16 protein-coding genes are annotated in these 17,188 nt (G+C 60.1%); 15 read left to right on the top strand and 1 reads right to left on the bottom strand.

The window, feature by feature from the left end; all coding sequences use genetic code 11:
• The 5 genes from V1475_RS18950 (at nt 1) to V1475_RS18930 (ending at nt 5,660) form a co-directional block, all read left to right on the top strand.
• Nucleotides 1–852 carry a carbohydrate ABC transporter permease gene (locus tag V1475_RS18950; RefSeq protein WP_434291096.1) on the top strand — a complete coding sequence of 284 codons (852 nt, stop codon included), beginning with the start codon at nt 1–3 and terminating at the stop codon, nt 850–852.
• Nucleotides 853–867: 15 nt separating this feature from the next.
• The gene (locus V1475_RS18945; RefSeq protein ID WP_066708843.1) at nt 868–1,140 is read left to right on the top strand and encodes a DUF2160 domain-containing protein; all 273 of its coding nucleotides are present in this window, start codon (nt 868–870) and stop codon (nt 1,138–1,140) included.
• A gap of 57 nt (nt 1,141–1,197) precedes the next feature.
• Entirely contained in the window at nt 1,198–2,904 is a 1,707-nt protein-coding gene (locus tag V1475_RS18940) for an ABC transporter substrate-binding protein (RefSeq protein WP_479414047.1), read from the top strand.
• Nucleotides 2,905–3,012: 108 nt separating this feature from the next.
• Nucleotides 3,013–4,497, top strand: coding sequence for a glycerol kinase GlpK (gene glpK / locus V1475_RS18935; RefSeq protein WP_479414046.1), 1,485 nt, complete (start codon nt 3,013–3,015; stop codon nt 4,495–4,497).
• Nucleotides 4,497–5,660: an iron-containing alcohol dehydrogenase gene (locus V1475_RS18930; RefSeq protein WP_479414045.1), complete on the top strand. Its 1,164-nt coding sequence runs from the start codon at nt 4,497–4,499 to the stop codon at nt 5,658–5,660. The genes glpK and V1475_RS18930 overlap by 1 nt, the downstream gene beginning before the upstream one ends.
• Before the next feature lie 295 nt (nt 5,661–5,955).
• On the opposite strand, the gene V1475_RS18925 is transcribed toward V1475_RS18930, so the two are convergent.
• Nucleotides 5,956–6,726: an IclR family transcriptional regulator gene (locus V1475_RS18925; protein ID WP_479414044.1), complete on the bottom strand. Its 771-nt coding sequence runs from the start codon at nt 6,724–6,726 to the stop codon at nt 5,956–5,958.
• A gap of 156 nt (nt 6,727–6,882) precedes the next feature.
• Between V1475_RS18925 and V1475_RS18920 the strand changes: the two genes are divergently transcribed.
• The 10 genes from V1475_RS18920 to V1475_RS18875 all read left to right on the top strand — a co-directional run bounded on the left by V1475_RS18920 (nt 6,883) and on the right by V1475_RS18875 (nt 17,179).
• The gene (locus V1475_RS18920; protein ID WP_479414043.1) at nt 6,883–7,620 is read left to right on the top strand and encodes an SDR family NAD(P)-dependent oxidoreductase; all 738 of its coding nucleotides are present in this window, start codon (nt 6,883–6,885) and stop codon (nt 7,618–7,620) included.
• A 363-nt stretch (nt 7,621–7,983) separates the two neighbouring features.
• Complete coding sequence (locus tag V1475_RS18915; protein ID WP_479414042.1) at nt 7,984–9,216, top strand: branched-chain amino acid ABC transporter substrate-binding protein; 1,233 nt, start codon at nt 7,984–7,986, stop codon at nt 9,214–9,216.
• A 75-nt stretch (nt 9,217–9,291) separates the two neighbouring features.
• Nucleotides 9,292–10,221, top strand: a complete 930-nt coding sequence (locus tag V1475_RS18910) for an SMP-30/gluconolactonase/LRE family protein (protein ID WP_479414041.1) — start codon at nt 9,292–9,294, stop codon at nt 10,219–10,221.
• Nucleotide 10,222: 1 nt separating this feature from the next.
• Entirely contained in the window at nt 10,223–11,182 is a 960-nt protein-coding gene (locus V1475_RS18905) for a branched-chain amino acid ABC transporter permease (protein ID WP_479414040.1), read from the top strand.
• Between the two features lie 19 nt (nt 11,183–11,201).
• On the top strand, nt 11,202–12,482 hold the full coding sequence (locus V1475_RS18900) for a branched-chain amino acid ABC transporter permease (protein ID WP_479414039.1): 1,281 nt from the start codon (nt 11,202–11,204) through the stop codon (nt 12,480–12,482).
• The gene (locus V1475_RS18895; protein ID WP_434291113.1) at nt 12,479–13,237 is read left to right on the top strand and encodes an ABC transporter ATP-binding protein; all 759 of its coding nucleotides are present in this window, start codon (nt 12,479–12,481) and stop codon (nt 13,235–13,237) included. Before V1475_RS18900 ends, V1475_RS18895 begins: the two co-directional genes overlap by 4 nt.
• Nucleotides 13,234–13,962, top strand: a complete 729-nt coding sequence (locus V1475_RS18890; protein WP_479414038.1) for an ABC transporter ATP-binding protein — start codon at nt 13,234–13,236, stop codon at nt 13,960–13,962. The genes V1475_RS18895 and V1475_RS18890 overlap by 4 nt, the downstream gene beginning before the upstream one ends.
• A gap of 1 nt (nt 13,963) precedes the next feature.
• Entirely contained in the window at nt 13,964–14,731 is a 768-nt protein-coding gene (locus tag V1475_RS18885) for a 3-ketoacyl-ACP reductase (RefSeq protein ID WP_434291116.1), read from the top strand.
• 117 nt (nt 14,732–14,848) lie between these two features.
• Nucleotides 14,849–15,688 (top strand): alpha/beta fold hydrolase, encoded by an 840-nt coding sequence (locus tag V1475_RS18880; RefSeq protein ID WP_479414037.1) that lies wholly within the window; start codon nt 14,849–14,851, stop codon nt 15,686–15,688.
• Nucleotides 15,689–15,700: 12 nt separating this feature from the next.
• The gene (locus tag V1475_RS18875) at nt 15,701–17,179 is read left to right on the top strand and encodes a flavin-containing monooxygenase (RefSeq protein WP_479414036.1); all 1,479 of its coding nucleotides are present in this window, start codon (nt 15,701–15,703) and stop codon (nt 17,177–17,179) included.
• The last annotated feature ends 9 nt before the right edge of the window (nt 17,180–17,188 follow it).

The raw sequence follows: 17,188 nt of genomic DNA, 5'->3' as shown, positions 1-17,188 counted from the left end.
ATGACGGACGCAACCGCACTCACACCCGCCACCCGCGCGCGCAGCCTGCCCAAGGTGAAGGGCCGCGCCGTGGTGATGACGCTCTATCTTCTGTTCCTCATGTTGCCGATCTACTGGCTGTTGAACATGAGCCTGAAGACCAACGCGGAAATCCTCGGGAGTTTTTCGCTTTGGCCACAAAACCTGACGTTTAAAAACTACGTCACGATCCTCACCGACGAGGCGTGGTATATGGGCTACGTCAACTCGATGATCTATGTGGTGATGAACACGGTGATCTCGCTCGCCGTCGCGCTGCCCGCCGCCTATGCGTTTTCGCGCTACAATTTTCTGGGCGACAAGCACCTGTTCTTCTGGCTTCTGACCAACCGCATGGCACCGCCTGCCGTCTTCGCCCTGCCCTTCTTTCAGCTCTATTCCTCAATCGGGTTGTTCGACACGCATATCGCCGTGGCTCTGGCGCATTGTCTCTTTAACGTGCCGCTCGCCGTCTGGATCCTCGAAGGTTTCATGCGCGGCGTGCCGAAGGAAATTGACGAGACCGCCTATATCGACGGCTACGGCTTTGGGCGTTTTTTCGTGAAGATCTTCATGCCGCTCATCGCCTCGGGCATCGGTGTGGCTGCGTTCTTCTGCTTCATGTTCTCTTGGGTCGAACTCCTCTTGTCACGCACGCTGACCTCTGTGGACGCCAAACCCATCGCCGCCACCATGACCCGCACCGTGGGTGCGGCAGGCGTCGACTGGGGCGTGTTGGCCGCCGCCGGGGTGCTCACCATCGTGCCGGGCGCGCTCGTGATCTACTTCGTGCGCAATTACATCGCCAAGGGCTTTGCCCTCGGTCGGGTCTAAGAGGAGGAATTCGACATGGACTGGATGGCATGGACATGGCCGACCGCCGCCTTTTTCGGAACGATTGCAACGCTTTTGGTGATCTTCACCATTCTGGCGATCAAATTCCCCGAAACGCCGCGCGTTGGCGTCTTGGGCATTGAGACCACGCGGGGGGATCGTTTGTTCATCACCCTTCTGGGCTCGGCCTTCATCAATCTTGCATGGCTGGGCCTGATCGGCGCCAACCAAGCGCTCGCACTGGTCGTTTGCCTGATCTTTGCAGCCATCGTCTTTCGCTGGGTCTGAGGAGGCCCCGCGACGGATCGACACCTAAAAATATAGGTTCACATAGGGAGGAAACCAATGAACCATCGTCTCAAGACAACCACCGCACTGGCGTTAGGCCTCGGCCTTTTGTCGGTGCCCGCTTTCGCCGATATGGAAGCGGCGAAAGCCTTCCTCGATGCCGAAATCGGGGATCAGTCGGCGCTGTCGCGCGCCGATCAGGAAGCAGAAATGCAGTGGTTCATCGATGCCGCGCAGCCTTTTGCGGGCATGGAGATCAAAGTGGTCTCCGAGACCATCACCACGCACGAATATGAATCTCAGGTGCTCGCGCCCGCCTTCGAAAAAATCACCGGCATCAAAATCACCCACGACCTGATCGGCGAAGGCGATGTCGTCGAGAAACTGCAAACTCAGATGCAGTCGGGCGAAAACATCTATGACGCCTATGTCAACGACAGCGACCTGATCGGCACCCACTGGCGCTATCAACAAGTGCGCAACCTCACCGACTGGATGGCGAACGAAGGCGCGGATGTGACCAACCCCGGTCTCGATCTCGACGACTACATCGGCACCCAGTTCACCACCGCGCCCGATGGCAAGCTCTACCAGCTTCCCGATCAGCAATTCGCGAACCTCTACTGGTTCCGCTACGATTGGTTCACCGATCCCGCAATCATGGCCGAGTTCAAAGAGAAATACGGCTACGATCTCGGCGTGCCGGTCAACTGGTCGGCTTATGAGGACATCGCGGAATTCTTCACCGGGCGCAATATCGGCGGCGTCGAGGTCTATGGCTCGATGGACTACGGCAAGAAAGACCCGTCCTTGGGCTGGCGCTACACCGACGCATGGATGTCCATGGCTGGGATGGGCGACAAAGGCGAACCCAACGGCCTTCCGGTCGACGAATGGGGCATCCGCGTGAACGAAAAATCCCAGCCCGTGGGCGCCTGTATGGCACGCGGCGGGGCGGCCAACTCCCCGGCGGCAGTCTATGCGGTGGAAAAAGCCATCGATTGGCTGAACAAATACTCCCCGCCCTCGGCCATGGGCATGACCTTCTCGGAGGCCGGTCCGGTTCCGGGTCAGGGCAACATCGCGCAACAGATGTTCATGTACACCACCTTTGTCGCACCTCTGGTCGACAGCCCGGCGGTGATGAACGAGGACGGCACGCCGAAATGGCGTCTCGCCCCCAGCCCGCATGGCGTCTACTGGGAAGAGGGCATGAAAGTCGGCTATCAGGACGTGGGCTCCTGGACGCTGATGAAATCCACGCCGGAGGATCGCGCCAAAGCCGCATGGCTCTATGCGCAATTCGTGGGGTCCAAGACCGTCGACGTGAAGAAATCCCATGTCGGTCTGACCTTCACCCGCGAATCCACCATCCAGCATGAGAGCTTCTCCGATCGTGCACCGAAACTCGGCGGCCTCGTCGAGTTCTACCGCTCGCCGGACCGCGTGCGCTGGTCGCCCACCGGCACCAACGTTCCGGATTACCCGAAGCTCGCCCAGCTCTGGTGGCAGAATATCGGTGACGCGATGTCCGGCGCGAAATCCGCGCAGGATGCGCTCGACAGCCTCTGCGCCGATATGGAGAAAGTCATGGAGCGTCTCGAGCGCGCTGGCATTCAGGGCGATCTCGGGCCGGTCATGAACGACGAGACCAGCGCCGAGGAGTGGCTCGCCAAGCCCGGCGCACCGAAACCCGCCATCGAAAACGAGCGCGAGACGCCGCAAACCGTCTCCTACGACGCGCTCGTGGCCTCTTGGCAATAACTGATCGAGAGGGGGCGGGGTCATTCCCGCCCTCTTTTTGCGCTCTCTTCTCCGTCCAGAGCTGGTGGCATAGCCTTGGACAGAGCAGAGACCACCAAGGAGATGCATGTGACCTATATTCTTGCCATCGATCAGGGCACCACCTCGACCCGCGCCATTCTCTTTGACCAATCGCTGTCCGTCACGGCCAGCGCACAGGAAGAATTCGAACAGCATTTCCCCCAAAGCGGCTGGGTCGAACATGACGCGTTCGACCTCTGGTCCACCACGGCGGCGACCTGTCGTGCGGTGATCGAGAAATCCTCGGCCGATGTGTCACAAATCGCCGCCATCGGCATCACCAACCAGCGCGAAACCACGCTTGTCTGGGACAAGACCACCGGCCAGCCGGTCTACAAGGCCATCGTCTGGCAGGACCGCCGCACCTCCGAGCTTTGCAAAACGCTTAAGGCGGAAGGCTTCGAAGAGGTCGTCACGGAAAAGACCGGGCTTTTGCTCGATCCCTATTTCTCGGCGACGAAACTCAAATGGATTCTCGACAACGTGGAAGGCGCGCGCGACCGCGCCGAGGCGGGCGAGCTTTTGTTTGGCACGGTCGACAGCTGGCTGGTGTGGAAACTCACGGGCGGCAAGGTCCATGCCACCGACGCCACCAACGCCGCGCGCACCATGCTTTACGACATCCGCAAAGGCCATTGGTCCACAACGATTTGCAAACGCTTCGACATTCCCATGGCGATGTTGCCAGAGGTGCGCGATTGCGATGCCGATTTCGGCGAAACCCGCCCCGATCTCTTTGGCCGTCCGATCCCGATTTTGGGCATCGCGGGCGACCAGCAGGCGGCCACCATCGGTCAGGCCTGTTTCAAACCGGGCATGGTCAAATCGACCTATGGCACCGGCTGTTTCGCGCTTTTGAACACGGGCGAGACGCCGGTGATGTCGCAAAACCGGCTCTTGACCACCATCGCCTACCGCATCGGCGGCAAGACGACCTATGCGCTCGAAGGGTCGATCTTTATCGCCGGTGCCGTGGTGCAATGGCTGCGCGACGGGCTGAAAATCATCCGCGAAGCCTCCGAGACCCAGCCCCTGGCCGAAAGCGCCGACAAAACGCAGGGCCTGATCCTTGTGCCCGCCTTCACCGGACTGGGCGCGCCCTATTGGAATGCAGAATGCCGGGGGGCGATGTTCGGGATGACACGCAACTCAGGCCCGGCAGAATTTGCCCGCGCCGCGCTTGAAAGCGTCGGCTATCAAACCCGCGACCTCTTAGAGGCCATGCATGCCGATTGGCAGGGCGACGCCACCACGGCGCTGCGCGTCGATGGCGGCATGAGTGCCTCGGATTTTGCGATGCAATTCCTGTCCGACATCATTTCCGCGCCCGTCGACCGGCCCAAAGTCCTTGAGACCACGGCCATGGGCGCCGCCTGGCTCGCCGGTCAACGGGCGGGCGTCTATCCCGACATGGAGGGCTTTGCCGCCACATGGGCGCTGGAGCGCACCTTTGAGCCGACCATGGATGAGGCGACGCGGCAGGCCAAATGCGACGGTTGGGCGCGGGCCGTGCGTGCCACGATGCTGGTCTGATGCCGGGTCACGCCGAAAGCCTCGCGTCCAATCCGGTCGCGGATATCGCCTTTACCGCGCCCGCACGCTGTCTGATCGGACGTGGCGCAAAGGATCAAGTCGCAGCTTTGGTGCGCGAGAGGGGGCAAAAGGTCCTCCTCTTGCGCAGCGCCTCGGTGCCTTGGGCTGATGTGCTGATCGAAGAACTCGACGCTCTTGGGGCACAGGTCACATCCCTTACCGCCCGAGGCGAGCCGACCGTCGATCAGGTCCGCGACGCGGTGTCCCGCGCCCGTGCGTCCGCCGCCGATTGTATCGTCGCCATTGGCGGCGGTGCGGTGATTGATCTGGGCAAGGCGGTGTCGGGGCTGTGTGTCTCCAAAGGCGATGTGTTGGATCATCTCGGTCTCGGTCTCGGGCCCGATCCCGCGCCCAAACTCAACACCCCCCTGCCCTTCGTGGCGATCCCGACCACCGCAGGCACCGGCGCAGAGGCCACACGCAACGCGGTGATCGGTGTACCGGAACAAGGGGTCAAGATCAGCCTGCGCGATCCACGTCTCGTGCCGGACCTTGCGGTGGTCGATGCGTCCCTGACCGATGGTCTGCCCAAATCCCTGACCCTTTCGACCGGGTTGGATGCGCTGACACAGTTGATCGAGAGCTACCTTTCCAATCGTGCCAATCCGGTCACCGATGCCCTCGCACGCGGCATGATCGGGCCTGCGGCCGCAGCGCTTCAGACGCTCATGACACGTGAGGATGAAACCGCGCGCGACACTTTGGCCAAAGCCAGCTATCTGAGCGGTCTGGCGCTGGCCAATTCCGGGCTTGGGATTGTGCATGGCCTCGCCGCCGTCATCGGCAGTCGCGGTGGCGCCCATGGCGCGATCTGCGGGCGTCTGCTCCCTGCCGCACTGACGGTCAATCATGCCGCGCTGATAAAGGCTGGTAGGCCCACCGCTCGCTGCGAAGAGATCGAACGATGGGTGCAAGACGGGCTTGGACTGCCCCTGCGCGCTTTCATTGACAGGCATGGGCTGGCCTCTCTCGCCGACCTGCACTGCGGCCCGCCGCTTTGGGAGGAAACGGCGCGAAATGCCCTGTCGGCCTCCTCCACACAGGCCAACCCTGTGCGGCTCAGTCTCGCCGAGGTGCACCAAATCCTGAAGCTTTCCGCCTGATCCAGGGCGCGTCCCAAATGCGACCGGCCAACCCAAGGCTTTACGCGCAGGCCCCTTCCATTGTGGGCGAATGCCAATGAACGCTGTCGAAGACCTGACGCTTCAAAAGCCGAATGTAATGGTGCAAATGACGCCGAACTCAAACCGCGACACGACCACTTGAGCCAATGGCCTGCGCTGTTCTGTGCTCTGGAGCCATTTCCCAAGCCACATCTGACAGCTACGGTTCGATGCTTGTGATGGGCCGCCGATCTTGTTGCGCTTTTGTCCACCGCCATAGATGTCGCCATCGGTTTCAGGCAATCATGTCGGCGATCTCGGCGGCTGCTGCTTTGAGATCCGGCAGGAGGTCCATGGCGCGTTCCTGTGTCATGCGTTGTGGAATCGAGGAAATCGACATCGCCAGATAGGCGCTCCCGCGCGGGTTCGGAACGGGTATGGTCAGTCCGGCGACGCCAACAAAGGTCACATCCCGCGCCCAGCCATAGCCGGTCTTACGCACCCGCTCGACCTCGTTGCGCAATCCGTCCGGGGTTGCCTCGCCGAACAATTTCCTGTCCCGCGTCGCCCGCAGGATCACATCCTCTGCCTCATCTTCCGGCATGGACGCCAGAAGCGAACGGCCGGAATGGCCGGAGACGAGATGCAGGGTCTGGTTGGCGGAAACCACGTGGGTACGGATCGGGTAAGCGCCTTCGCAGCGCAACAGGTAATGCGCAAAATCTCCGGTCCGCATCGCGAGATAGACCGTGTCGCCGCAACGCTCGGCCAGCGACTGGATAATCGGACGAAGTCGGGCCGGATCGCCAACCGGACTTGGGGCATTGAGCCCCAATTCGTACATCATGGACGACAGGCGGTAGCGCCGCTCCTGTGTGCGTTCCACGAAACTTTCTGCTGTCAGGGTGGCGAGAATGCGGTGCACTGTCGGACGGCTCAGCCCCGTGCGATCCGTCAAGTCGAGCAGACGCGCTCCTCGCGGGCCATGCCGACCAAGCTCGCGCAGAATCAGGCAGGTCCTCTCGACCACCTGGCTTTTGTTGTTTTTGTCCTTCGTCTCTTCCATGCGGTCACTCATTTTGTCCGTCATTCGGACTTATTGTCGGATTTTCGGCTGAATATCATGCTTTTGGTTGCAATATAGCGCCATTTAAACAAGCCATATCCCGCCAATCAAGAGTCGAATTAATGGACATTATGGGTATTCAAAAGGAGGACACGCATGAAAAGCAGGTTTGAAGGACAGGTTGCCGCCATCACCGGGGGTGCGCGCGGCATCGGGCGCGCAGTGGCGGAGCGTCTGCTGTCGGAGGGGGCGCAAGTGGCGATTTGGGACCTCAAGGGCGCGGACATTGCCGCCAAAGAGCTTGGGGAAAATGCCCTTGGCTTTGCGGTCGATGTTTCCGATGAGGCGTCTGTCGAGGCCGCGCGGCAGGCGACCGAAGCTGCCTTTGGCAAGATCGACATTCTGGTGACGGCGGCTGGGATTACCGGGCCGACACATCCCGTCAAGGGGCATGAATTCGCCTCTTGGCGACAGGTGATCGACATTCATCTGGGCGGGGTTTTTCTGTGCACGCGCGCTGTGCTCGATGGGATGACGGCCCGCAATTACGGGCGTATCGTCACCGTGGCCTCTGTCGCGGGCAAGGAGGGAAATCCGAACTCATCCAGCTATTCGGCGGCAAAAGCCGGCATCATTGGCTTTACCAAGTCGCTCGGCAAGGAGCTTGCCTTGACAGAGGTGCGTGCCAATTGTTTCGCGCCGGGTCTGATCAGGACCCCCCTCATGGAGCAATTGCCGCCCGAGCAGATTGAATTTTCTCTGTCGCGAATCCCTCAGGGGCGCTTTGGTACGGTCGAGGAATGCGCGGCGATGATTTGCTTCATCGCCAGCCCGGAATGTTCCTTCAATTCCGGGTCGGTCTTCGATATGTCTGGCGGGCGCGCCACATACTAAGTCCGGTATGTGGACCATAATGCAAGAATTGTGCCGAAAATGTCCGAAATAGTTTTTGGCACAATTTTGTTTTAACATTCTGAAAAATATTAATTATATATTTTATATTCGGAATTCAGAATTTTATTTGCGAATAAAAAAATAAAAAATAGTCCATATGTCGGAATATTCGAGTTGACCATTTTCGACGAGTTTTCCAGCATATGCACCATGGAGGAACGCACGTCCCGAACGCACAAAGATCAAGGGGCGCGTGCCATGGCTTCGGCCAATTGGAGAAACTGACGATCCCCTCAGGACGCCCGCTCGGATGAGTGTCACCCGCACGCGGGACAGTGAGGGATTTGTCTTCGGGAGGACAGTATGAAGAAAACCCATATCCTTTTTGCATCCGCACTCACCCTGATGGCGACCGGCGCATTTGCCGAAGACACGTTTAAATTCGCCATGATCGACCCGTTCTCGGGGCCGGCGGCGATGGTGACCGAGCGCATCGAGAAAGTGCTGCGCTATTCCGTTGACGAGGTGAACGCGGCGGGCGGGCTGAACGGTCAGAAAATCGAAATTCTAACCTTCGACAACAAAATGTCGGCTCAGGAAACCGCCATTCAGGCGCAAAAGGCGATCGACGCGGGCGCGCGTATTCTCCAGACCTCGGTTTCTTCTTCGAACACGTTCGCACTCGTGGATTTCGTCAACAAACACAACCGCCGCAACCCGGACGATCAGGTCATCGTCTTTGACGGTGCGTCGCACGATCCCGCGATCACTGGCGAGAAGTGCAGCTATTACAGCTTTTCCTGGGTGCTGGATGCGGACATGAAAACCGCAGGTCTTGCCCATTACCTCACGGAGCGTCCGGATATCACGAAAGTCTATCTTCTGAACGCCGAAGGCTCCTCCGGTCAGACCACACGGCAATCCGTGCTCGACAAGGTGGGCGCAACTCGTCCGGATATCGAATGGGTCGGCGACGACACCCACCCGCTTCAGAAAATCACCGATTTCACGCCTTATATCGCGAAAATCAAAGCCTCTGGCGCGCAGGCGGTGATCACTTCGGATTGGGGTGCCGATCTGGCGCTCGTTCTGAAAGCGGCGGGCGAAGGCGGGCTTGAGGCGGAATGGTTCACGTATTTCTCGACCGGTCCGGGGGCACCGACCGCGATGGCGCAATCGGGTCTCGACGGAAAAGTGTACTCCGTTTTCGATGGCGATGCAGGGATCGCGAATGACGCTTTGCACGCATTTGAGGCGGCCTATCGTGCGCAAACGGGGCAATCGGCATCGGCATTCCCCGGTGACACCTCTGCGATCCGTGCTTTGACAAAAGCGGCGGAAAAGGCAGGCTCCAATGAGGTACATGATCTGATTCCGGCCTTGGAAGGCATCGAGTTCACGACCGTCTACGGCGCTGCGGCCACCAGCCGTCCGGAGGATCACCAGATCATCACTCAGATGGCCGTTTCCAAATTCGTCGATGTGCCGGAGGGTGTGCTTGACGAAGAGGGCACCGGATGGGGTTGGGAAAACGTGGCAGTAATCCCGGCGGATGTGATTGCACTTCCGACCACCTGCGAGATGAAACGCCCGTAAATTCTGAGGAGGCAGACACGGGGGGAACGCAACGCCCGTGTCTCGTCCGCCGTTTTGGCGGACAGAGGAGAAAACATGACGCACTATCCCTATAAAGAGATCACGGACGGCCTCGGGTTCCCCGAAGGCCCCGTTGTGATGCCCGACGGTTCCGTGATCGTCTGCGAGATCAAGAATTGCTGCCTGACGAAAGTCTGGCCCGACGGCACGAAAGAGGTTGTCGTTAAACTCAAAGGGGCGCCCAATGGCGCGGCCATGGGGCCGGATGGGGCGATGTATATCTGTAACAACGGTGACGGGTTTGCCTGGGGGAACCCTGGCGGCGTGACCCAGCCTGTAGGTGGCAATCCTGAGTATTCCGGCGGGCGTATCGAACGTGTGGATCTTGAGACCGGGGAAGTGACGGAACTTTACCGCGAGATCGACGGTCATCCGCTTTTGATGCCGAACGATATCGTCATCGACAAAGACGGCGGCCTTTGGTTCACCGACCACGGCACCCGCACGCCGCGCAGCTTTCTGCATGGCGGGCTGTATTACGGTAAGCCGGACGGTTCTTATGCCTGCGAAATCGCCTATCCGATCACCACAGCGAATGGCGTTGGCCTCTCGCCCGATGAAAAAACCGTGTACGTCGCCGATACCGAGACCGGGCGACTTTATTCCTATGACATTACCGGGCCGGGCGAGATCCGCAAACCGAATCCCTTTGAGCCGGGCGAAGCCGTTCTGGCGCAACTCGAAGGCTTCAAACGCTACGACAGCCTTGCGGTCGAAGCCAATGGCAACATCTGCTGCGCCGGTCTGACGCCGGGCTGCATCACGGTGATTTCGCCCGAGGGAAAGCATGTAGAAACCGTTGAAATGCCTGATGAATTCGCGACCAACATCGCCTTTGGCGGGCCGGATATGAAGACCGCCTATATCACACTTTCGGGCTCCGGGCGGCTGATCGCCGTTGAATGGCCGCGCGCCGGTCTCAAACCGAATTTCTCGGGGCTGTGACATGAGCGCAGAAGTTATCACATTCTCCCTGCTGAACGGCACGCTTTACGGCATGCTGTTGTTCCTACTCGCATCTGGCCTCACCCTCATCTTCTCGATGATGGGTGTGCTGAACTTCGCCCACGCCAGTTTCTTCATGATCGGCGCCTATTTCGGCTTTGAGATTTCGAAATACGTGGGCTTCTTCCCGGCGCTGATCCTTGCCCCTTTGCTGGTCGGCGTGGTCGGCGCGCTGATCGAGCGCTATGGCCTTCGCCGCGTGCACAAGTTCGGCCATTTGGGCGAGTTGTTGTTCACCATCGGCGTGGCCTTCGTGATCGAGGAAGCGGTTCAGATGATCTGGGGCCGCAGCCCGATGGATTATCAGGTCCCCGCCGCGCTCGATTTCACTGCCTTCGAAATTTTCGGCACGGGCTATCCGGCGTTTCGCCTGTTCATGCTGATCATGTCCGTGGTGATCTTTGCCGCTCTCGCGCTCCTGTTGACCCGCACCCGTGTCGGTCTCGTGGTCAAAGCCTCGCTCACCCATCCGGAGATGGTGTCGATGCTGGGCCATGACGTTCCCTTGGTGTTCATGTCGGTTTTCGGCGTCGGCTCTGCGCTGGCGGGGATTGCCGGTGTCATTGGCGGGCCGATCCTGATCACCCAGCCCTCCATGGCTGCCGCCCTCGGGCCGATCCTCTTCGTGATCGTCGTGGTCGGTGGTCTCGGCTCGCTCTCGGGCGCTTTCGTGGCCTCGCTGATCGTCGGTTTCATCCAGACTTTCGCCGTCGGCATTGATCTCTCAGTTTCCGACGTCTTCGGCCTGATCGGCGTCACCCAACCGCCCGCCGCCTTGGGCGCGCTGGTGTCCGACATCTGGAACGTGTCGGTGTCGCAGATCGGTCCGGTCATTCCCTACCTCCTGCTCGTCGCGGTGCTGATCTTCCGGCCCATGGGCCTGTTCGGCAAGCGCGCCTGATGCGGAAAGGATAAGAATAATGTCAGTCAACGCACTCGAAACATCGCGGGAGACCGGCGGCACGCGCCTTATTGCAGGCCTGCCTTGGGCCGCCATCGCGCTTGCCCTCCTGCTTCTGCCGATGATCTTCACCAGCAATTCGATGATCTCCACGCTGAACTATCTCGGCACCATGGCGATTTTCGCGCTCTCTTATAACGTGCTTCTGGGCCAGACCGGACTTCTGTCTCTGGGTCATGGCACCTTCTTCGGCCTCGGGGGCTTCATCGCCACCCATGCCGTGCTCAACATGGCCGATGCGGGCTGGAACTTCCCGCTGCCGCTCGTGCCGCTGATCGGCGGGATCGGGGCGCTGGTCCTCGGCTTCTTCGGCGGCTGGCTGGCCTCCGGTCGCGGCGGCATGCCCTTTGCGATGATCACTCTGGGTCTTTCCGAACTGGTCTATGCGGCGGCGGCACTTTTCCCGTCGCTCTATGGCTCCGAGGAAGGCGTTTCGATGGACCGCATGGATCTCGGCGCCTCGTTTGGCATGGATTACGGCCCGACCGTGGACATCTATGTCATCGTTGCCGTCTGGTTCCTGATCTGCGCAGCACTCCTGTATTTCTTCTCGAAAACTCCGCTGGGCCTTCTGGCCAACGCGGTGCGGGACAATGCCGAGCGCGTTGAATTTCTGGGCTTTTCCGCCAAACGCGTCCGCATGCTGGCCTATGCCATCGCCGCCGGGATCGCCGGTGTCGCGGGCTCGCTTGCCGCGCTGAATTTCGAGATCATGACGGTCAACGAACTGGGTGCTGCCACTTCCACTTTGGTGCTCCTGATGACCTATATCGGCGGGACCAAGCATTTCTTCGGTCCGGTTCTGGGCGCGATTGTCATCGGTCTGATGAAAATCTGGCTCTCGGATATTTCGTCTGCGTGGATGATGTATTTCGGTCTGCTGTTCATCTTCGTGGTGATGGTGCAGCCGGCGGGGCTGGCGGGGATGCTGATGTCCGGCGTGTCTCTGATCCGCTCCGGCACGCTCAAGGTGCAAGCGCCGCTTTTGACCCTGATCGGTCTCGCGGGTTTCGTGACACTCGTCGGCGTGATCGTTGTGATTGAACTGGCCTATCGCGCCGGTCTCGACGCCGCCCTCGGACCGCAGATGACCGTTCTGGGCCTGCCGCTCAATGCCACCTCCGTTCTGTCCTGGGGCTTGGGTCTTGTTCTGGTCGCGGGGGGCATTTTGGCGATGCGCCCGCTTCTCGACCGGCTTGAAACCCTCCGCCATTCGCTCGGCAAAGGAGAGATCGCATGACCAACGCACTTGAAATCAAGGACCTGCGTAAATCTTTCGGGCCGGTGGAGATCATCCGCGGTGTGAACCTCGATCTGCGCAAAGGCGAACGTCATGCGCTGATCGGGCCGAACGGGGCCGGGAAATCGACGCTGTTTCACCTGATCTCGGGCCGGATCACGCCGACCTCCGGGCAGATCCTGTTCGACGGCAAAGACATCGCGGGCCATCCGCCCGCAGAAATCGTGCGCGCGGGGTTGTCGCGCAGTTTCCAGATCACCAACATCTTTCCTCAGATGAGCGTGCTGGAAAACCTGCGTTGCGCCGTGCTTTGGAAACTCGGGCATCGCTACACGCTGCTGCGTCCCACCTCATCCCTCAAAGATGTGGCGGCGGAATGTGAGCGCCTGCTGGTCGAGCTTGGCCTGACGCACCGCGCGCATGATACCGCCGACAGCCTGACTTACCCCGAACAACGCGCTCTAGAGCTGGGTCTGGCGGTCGCTTCGGGCGCTAATACGCTGCTCCTTGACGAACCCATGGCGGGGATGAGCCATTCGGAAACCGATGCGGCGTTGCAGCTCATCATGAAGGTGACCGAGGGCAAGACTTTGCTGATGGTCGAACACGATATGGGCGTGATTTTCGAGATGGCCGACCGGATTTCTGTTTTGGTCTATGGCCAGATCATCGCCACTGGCACGCCGGAGGAAATCCGCGCCAACCCTGCGGTGCAGGAGGCCTATCTGGGCGCGAGCGAGGAGGATGCGGCATGAGCAAACCCGAATTGAACATCGAAGCCGAAACGCTTTTGTCCGTGCGCGATCTGCAAGCGTGGTATGGCAAAAGCCACATCCTGCACGGCGTGAACCTTGAGGTGAAACGCGGCGAGATCGTCTCGCTTCTGGGTCGCAACGGTGCCGGGCGCTCGACGCTTTTGAAAGCGATCATGGGGGCTGTCACCACGAAGGGCGAGGTGTCCTTTGCCGGACAGGATCTCGGGGGGCAAAAGCCGCACAAGATCGCCTATGCGGGCATCGGTTATGTGCCGGAAAGCCGCGATGTTTTCCCCGATCTGACCGTGCGCGAGAACCTCATTCTGGGGCTGAAGTCCAAGGGTGAAGGCCGCTGGACCATGGAGGACATCTTCGATCTCTTCCCGGTTCTGCGCACCCGCGCCGAGACCAATGCCGGATCGCTGTCGGGCGGCGAGCAGCAGATGCTCACCATTTGCCGCACGCTGATTGGCGACCCGGACCTGATCATGGTGGACGAGCCGACCGAGGGTCTTGCACCGAAAATGGTCGCCGCCGTCGGTGAGCTTTTGGAGCGCATCGCCGCAAAAGGCGTGTCGATCCTTTTGGTCGAACAGAAACTCGTGATCGCCCTCGATATTTCGCACCGGCTCTACGTCATGGGCCATGGCGAGATCGTATTCGAAGGCACGCCCAAGGGATTGATGGACAATCCCGAGGTGCGCGCCGAATGGCTGGAGGTATAAGATGAGCAGACCTGTTGCTCTTGTAACCGGCGCCCGTCAGGGGCTTGGACGTGGCATCGCTTTGGCGATGGCCAAGGCGGGCTTTGACGTGGCCGGGCTTGATATTGTCACCGACGAGAAATCCGACGCGGTTGTCAAAGAACTCGAAGCGCTTGGTGCAAAGGCCTATTTCGGCCAGATGGATCTCTCCGATCTTGCCGCCCACGAGGGCGCGATTGCGGCGGTCGAAGAGGCGCTCGGGCCCGTCGATGCGCTGGTGAACAACGCAGGGATTGCGGCGCGTCCGCTCACAGACATTCTCGATCTCGGTGCGGACGCGTTCGACCGGAACCTCGGCGTCAACCTACGCGGCAATTTCTTTTTCACCCAAGCCATGGCGAAACGCATGATCGCGCGGGAGGTGGAGAGCTATCGCTCCATCACCTTCATCACCTCGATCGCGGCCTCGCATGTCTCGACCGACCGCAGCCCCTATTGCGTCTCGAAAGCGGGCTTGTCGATGGTGGCGCAACTCTACGCCGACCGCCTCGGCGCGCATGGCATTGCGGTGCATGAAATCCGTCCGGGCTTTATCCGCACCGAGATGACCGGTTCCGCGCCGACGGGCAAGATCGACGCCTATATCGAGAGCGGTCAGGTCGCCCAGAAACGCTGGGGCGAGACCTCCGACATCGGCACCGTGGCCGCCTCGCTCGCGTCGGGCGCGCTGCCCTATGTGACCGGACAACCGATTTACGTGGACGGGGGGTATCACATCCCCACCGCCTGACGAACGGGGCTCCTGCCCCCAACCCTGACACCCGATTTCCCCCGACCGGCCCACCGGATCGGCTCCGATGTCTGACGGGCAACGGACGGGGAAGCTTTGAGCAAAGGAGATTTGAACATGCTCGATCAACCTTACCGCGAAGGCGAAGTGACGGTCGGCGGCGTGTCCGTTCAGTACCGCGTTGCCGGGCCGGACAACGACCGTTTGCCGCTCGTGCTGGTGCATGGCACCGCCGGCTCCATCGACGGTCACTATGGCTATATCTTCCCGATGATGGCCTATCGCCAAAAGGTCATCGCGCTGGATTGGTCCGAACCTGCGGGCGATACGGTCGAGCTTGCCGATCTGGTCGCGCAGGTCAAAGCCGTCATCGAAGCCGAGGTGCCCAATGGTCCGGTGACGCTGATGGGCTATTCTCTGGGCGCTTGTGTGGCCGCAAAGGTCGCCGCCGAGATGGGCACAAAGATCAAGAACCTGATCCTCACCGCAGGCTGGCTCAAAACCGATACGCATCAGAAGATGCGCAACGACGTCTGGCGGCAGCTCCGCGATCAGGACAGCCCCTCGATTACGCAATACATGACCTTCTGCGCCTTCTCCCCCGCCTTCCAGAACCTCAAGACGCTCGACGAGATGAAAGCCGCCGCCGGGATGCTCAAAATGAGCCCGTTTGTTGACAAGCAGATGGATCTGAACACCCGCATCGACATCGCCGCAGAGTGTGAAACGATCACCGCCAAGACCCTCGTGATCGGCTGCACCTACGACATGATGGTGCCGAAACATCATTCGAAGCAGCTCTTTGGCGCCATCGAAGATGCGCGCTACGCCGAAATCCCCTCGGGTCACGCCGTCGTCCACGAACGCGCCGCCGAGCTTTTCCACTATGTCGACCGGTTCTCCGCTCAGCCCGATCAATATCCGGCAGGCGCGATCATTCCGGCCCAGAAACCCTGAGGAGACACCCAAATGACGACTGAAACCGAAATTCTGATCATCGGCACCGGCTTTGCGGGTCTCGGCATGGCGATCCAGCTCAAACGCACGGGTCGCGAAGATTTTATCGCCATCGAACGGGCGGGCGACGTGGGCGGCACATGGCGCGACAACCACTATCCGGGCATCGCCTGCGATGTGCCGTCGCATCTCTATTCCTACAGCTACCTGCCGAACCCCGACTGGACTCGCGTGTTCTCTCCGGGGCCGGAAATTCAGGCCTATATCCGCAAATGTGCCGAGGACGAAGGCATCCTGCCGCACATCCATTTCCACACGGATATGTTGAAAAGCACTTGGGATGAGGCGAGGAAACGCTGGATCGTTGAGACATCCAAAGGCACCTATGAGGCAAAAATCCTGATCACCGGCACGGGTCACTTGGCCGACGGGCATATGCCCAAAATCGAGGGTCTCGACAGCTTCGAAGGCGATGTGTTCCACTCCGCCAACTGGGACCACTCCGTCGATCTCGAAGGCAAACGCATCGGTGTCGTCGGCTCCGGCGCGTCGGCCATTCAGATCATCCCGGAGATGCAAAAACTCGCCTCTGAAATGGTCGTGTTCCAACGCTCTGCGCCTTATATGATCCCGCGCTGGGATCGCCAATATACCGAGGGCGAGCGCCGTCTGTGCCGTCGCGATCCGTCGGTGATCGAGGAAATGCGATCGGAAATTTTCTGGGCCGGTGAGTTCAACTTCGCCCAGCGTCGCAACATTCCGCGCTTTCTCAACGAAGCCAAGGCGCTGGCCGTGCGTCACCGCGAGACCCATGTCAAAGACCCGGAGTTGCTCGCCAAACTGACCCCGGATTACGAGATCGGCTGCAAACGCCTTTTGATTTCCAACACTTACTACCCGGCCATGACCGCCGAGAACACCACGCTTGAAGCCTCCGCTCTCAAGAAGGTCGACGGCAAAAAGGCCTATGGGGCGTCGGGCGAAGGCTATGAACTCGACGTTCTGGTCTTTGCGACCGGGTTCGAAGCCGTGCGCCCGCCCTTTGCCACGCGCATTTTCGGCTCCGAAGGCATCAGCCTCGACGCGCACTGGGATCGCGGCATGCAGGCCTACGATTCCATTTCGGTCAACGGCTACCCGAACCTCTTCATCATCAACGGTCCGAACACCGGTCTCGGCCATAACTCGGTGGTCTACATCATCGAGGCGCAGGTCGATTACATCCTCGGTGCGTTGGACGCGATCGAGAGCCAGAATGTCGAAGTGATCGAAGTGAAACGCGACGCCGAAGACGCCTATATGGACAAGATCGACCGGATGTCTCAGGGCACTGTCTGGCTCGCCGGAGGATGCAAATCCTGGTACGTCGATGACCGCTCCGGCCGTCTCACGCTGGTCTGGCCCGATTTCGCCCATAGTTTCCGTGACGAGAATGGAACCTTCCATCCCGAAGGCTACATGATGCAAAGCGCGCCCGTGGCCGCGGAATAAGGAAGACTT

This window comes from Celeribacter sp. SCSIO 80838, from assembly GCF_056498065.1.
Note: the sequence above shows the minus strand (reverse complement) of the source record. Positions and strands in the feature narration are given on the sequence as shown.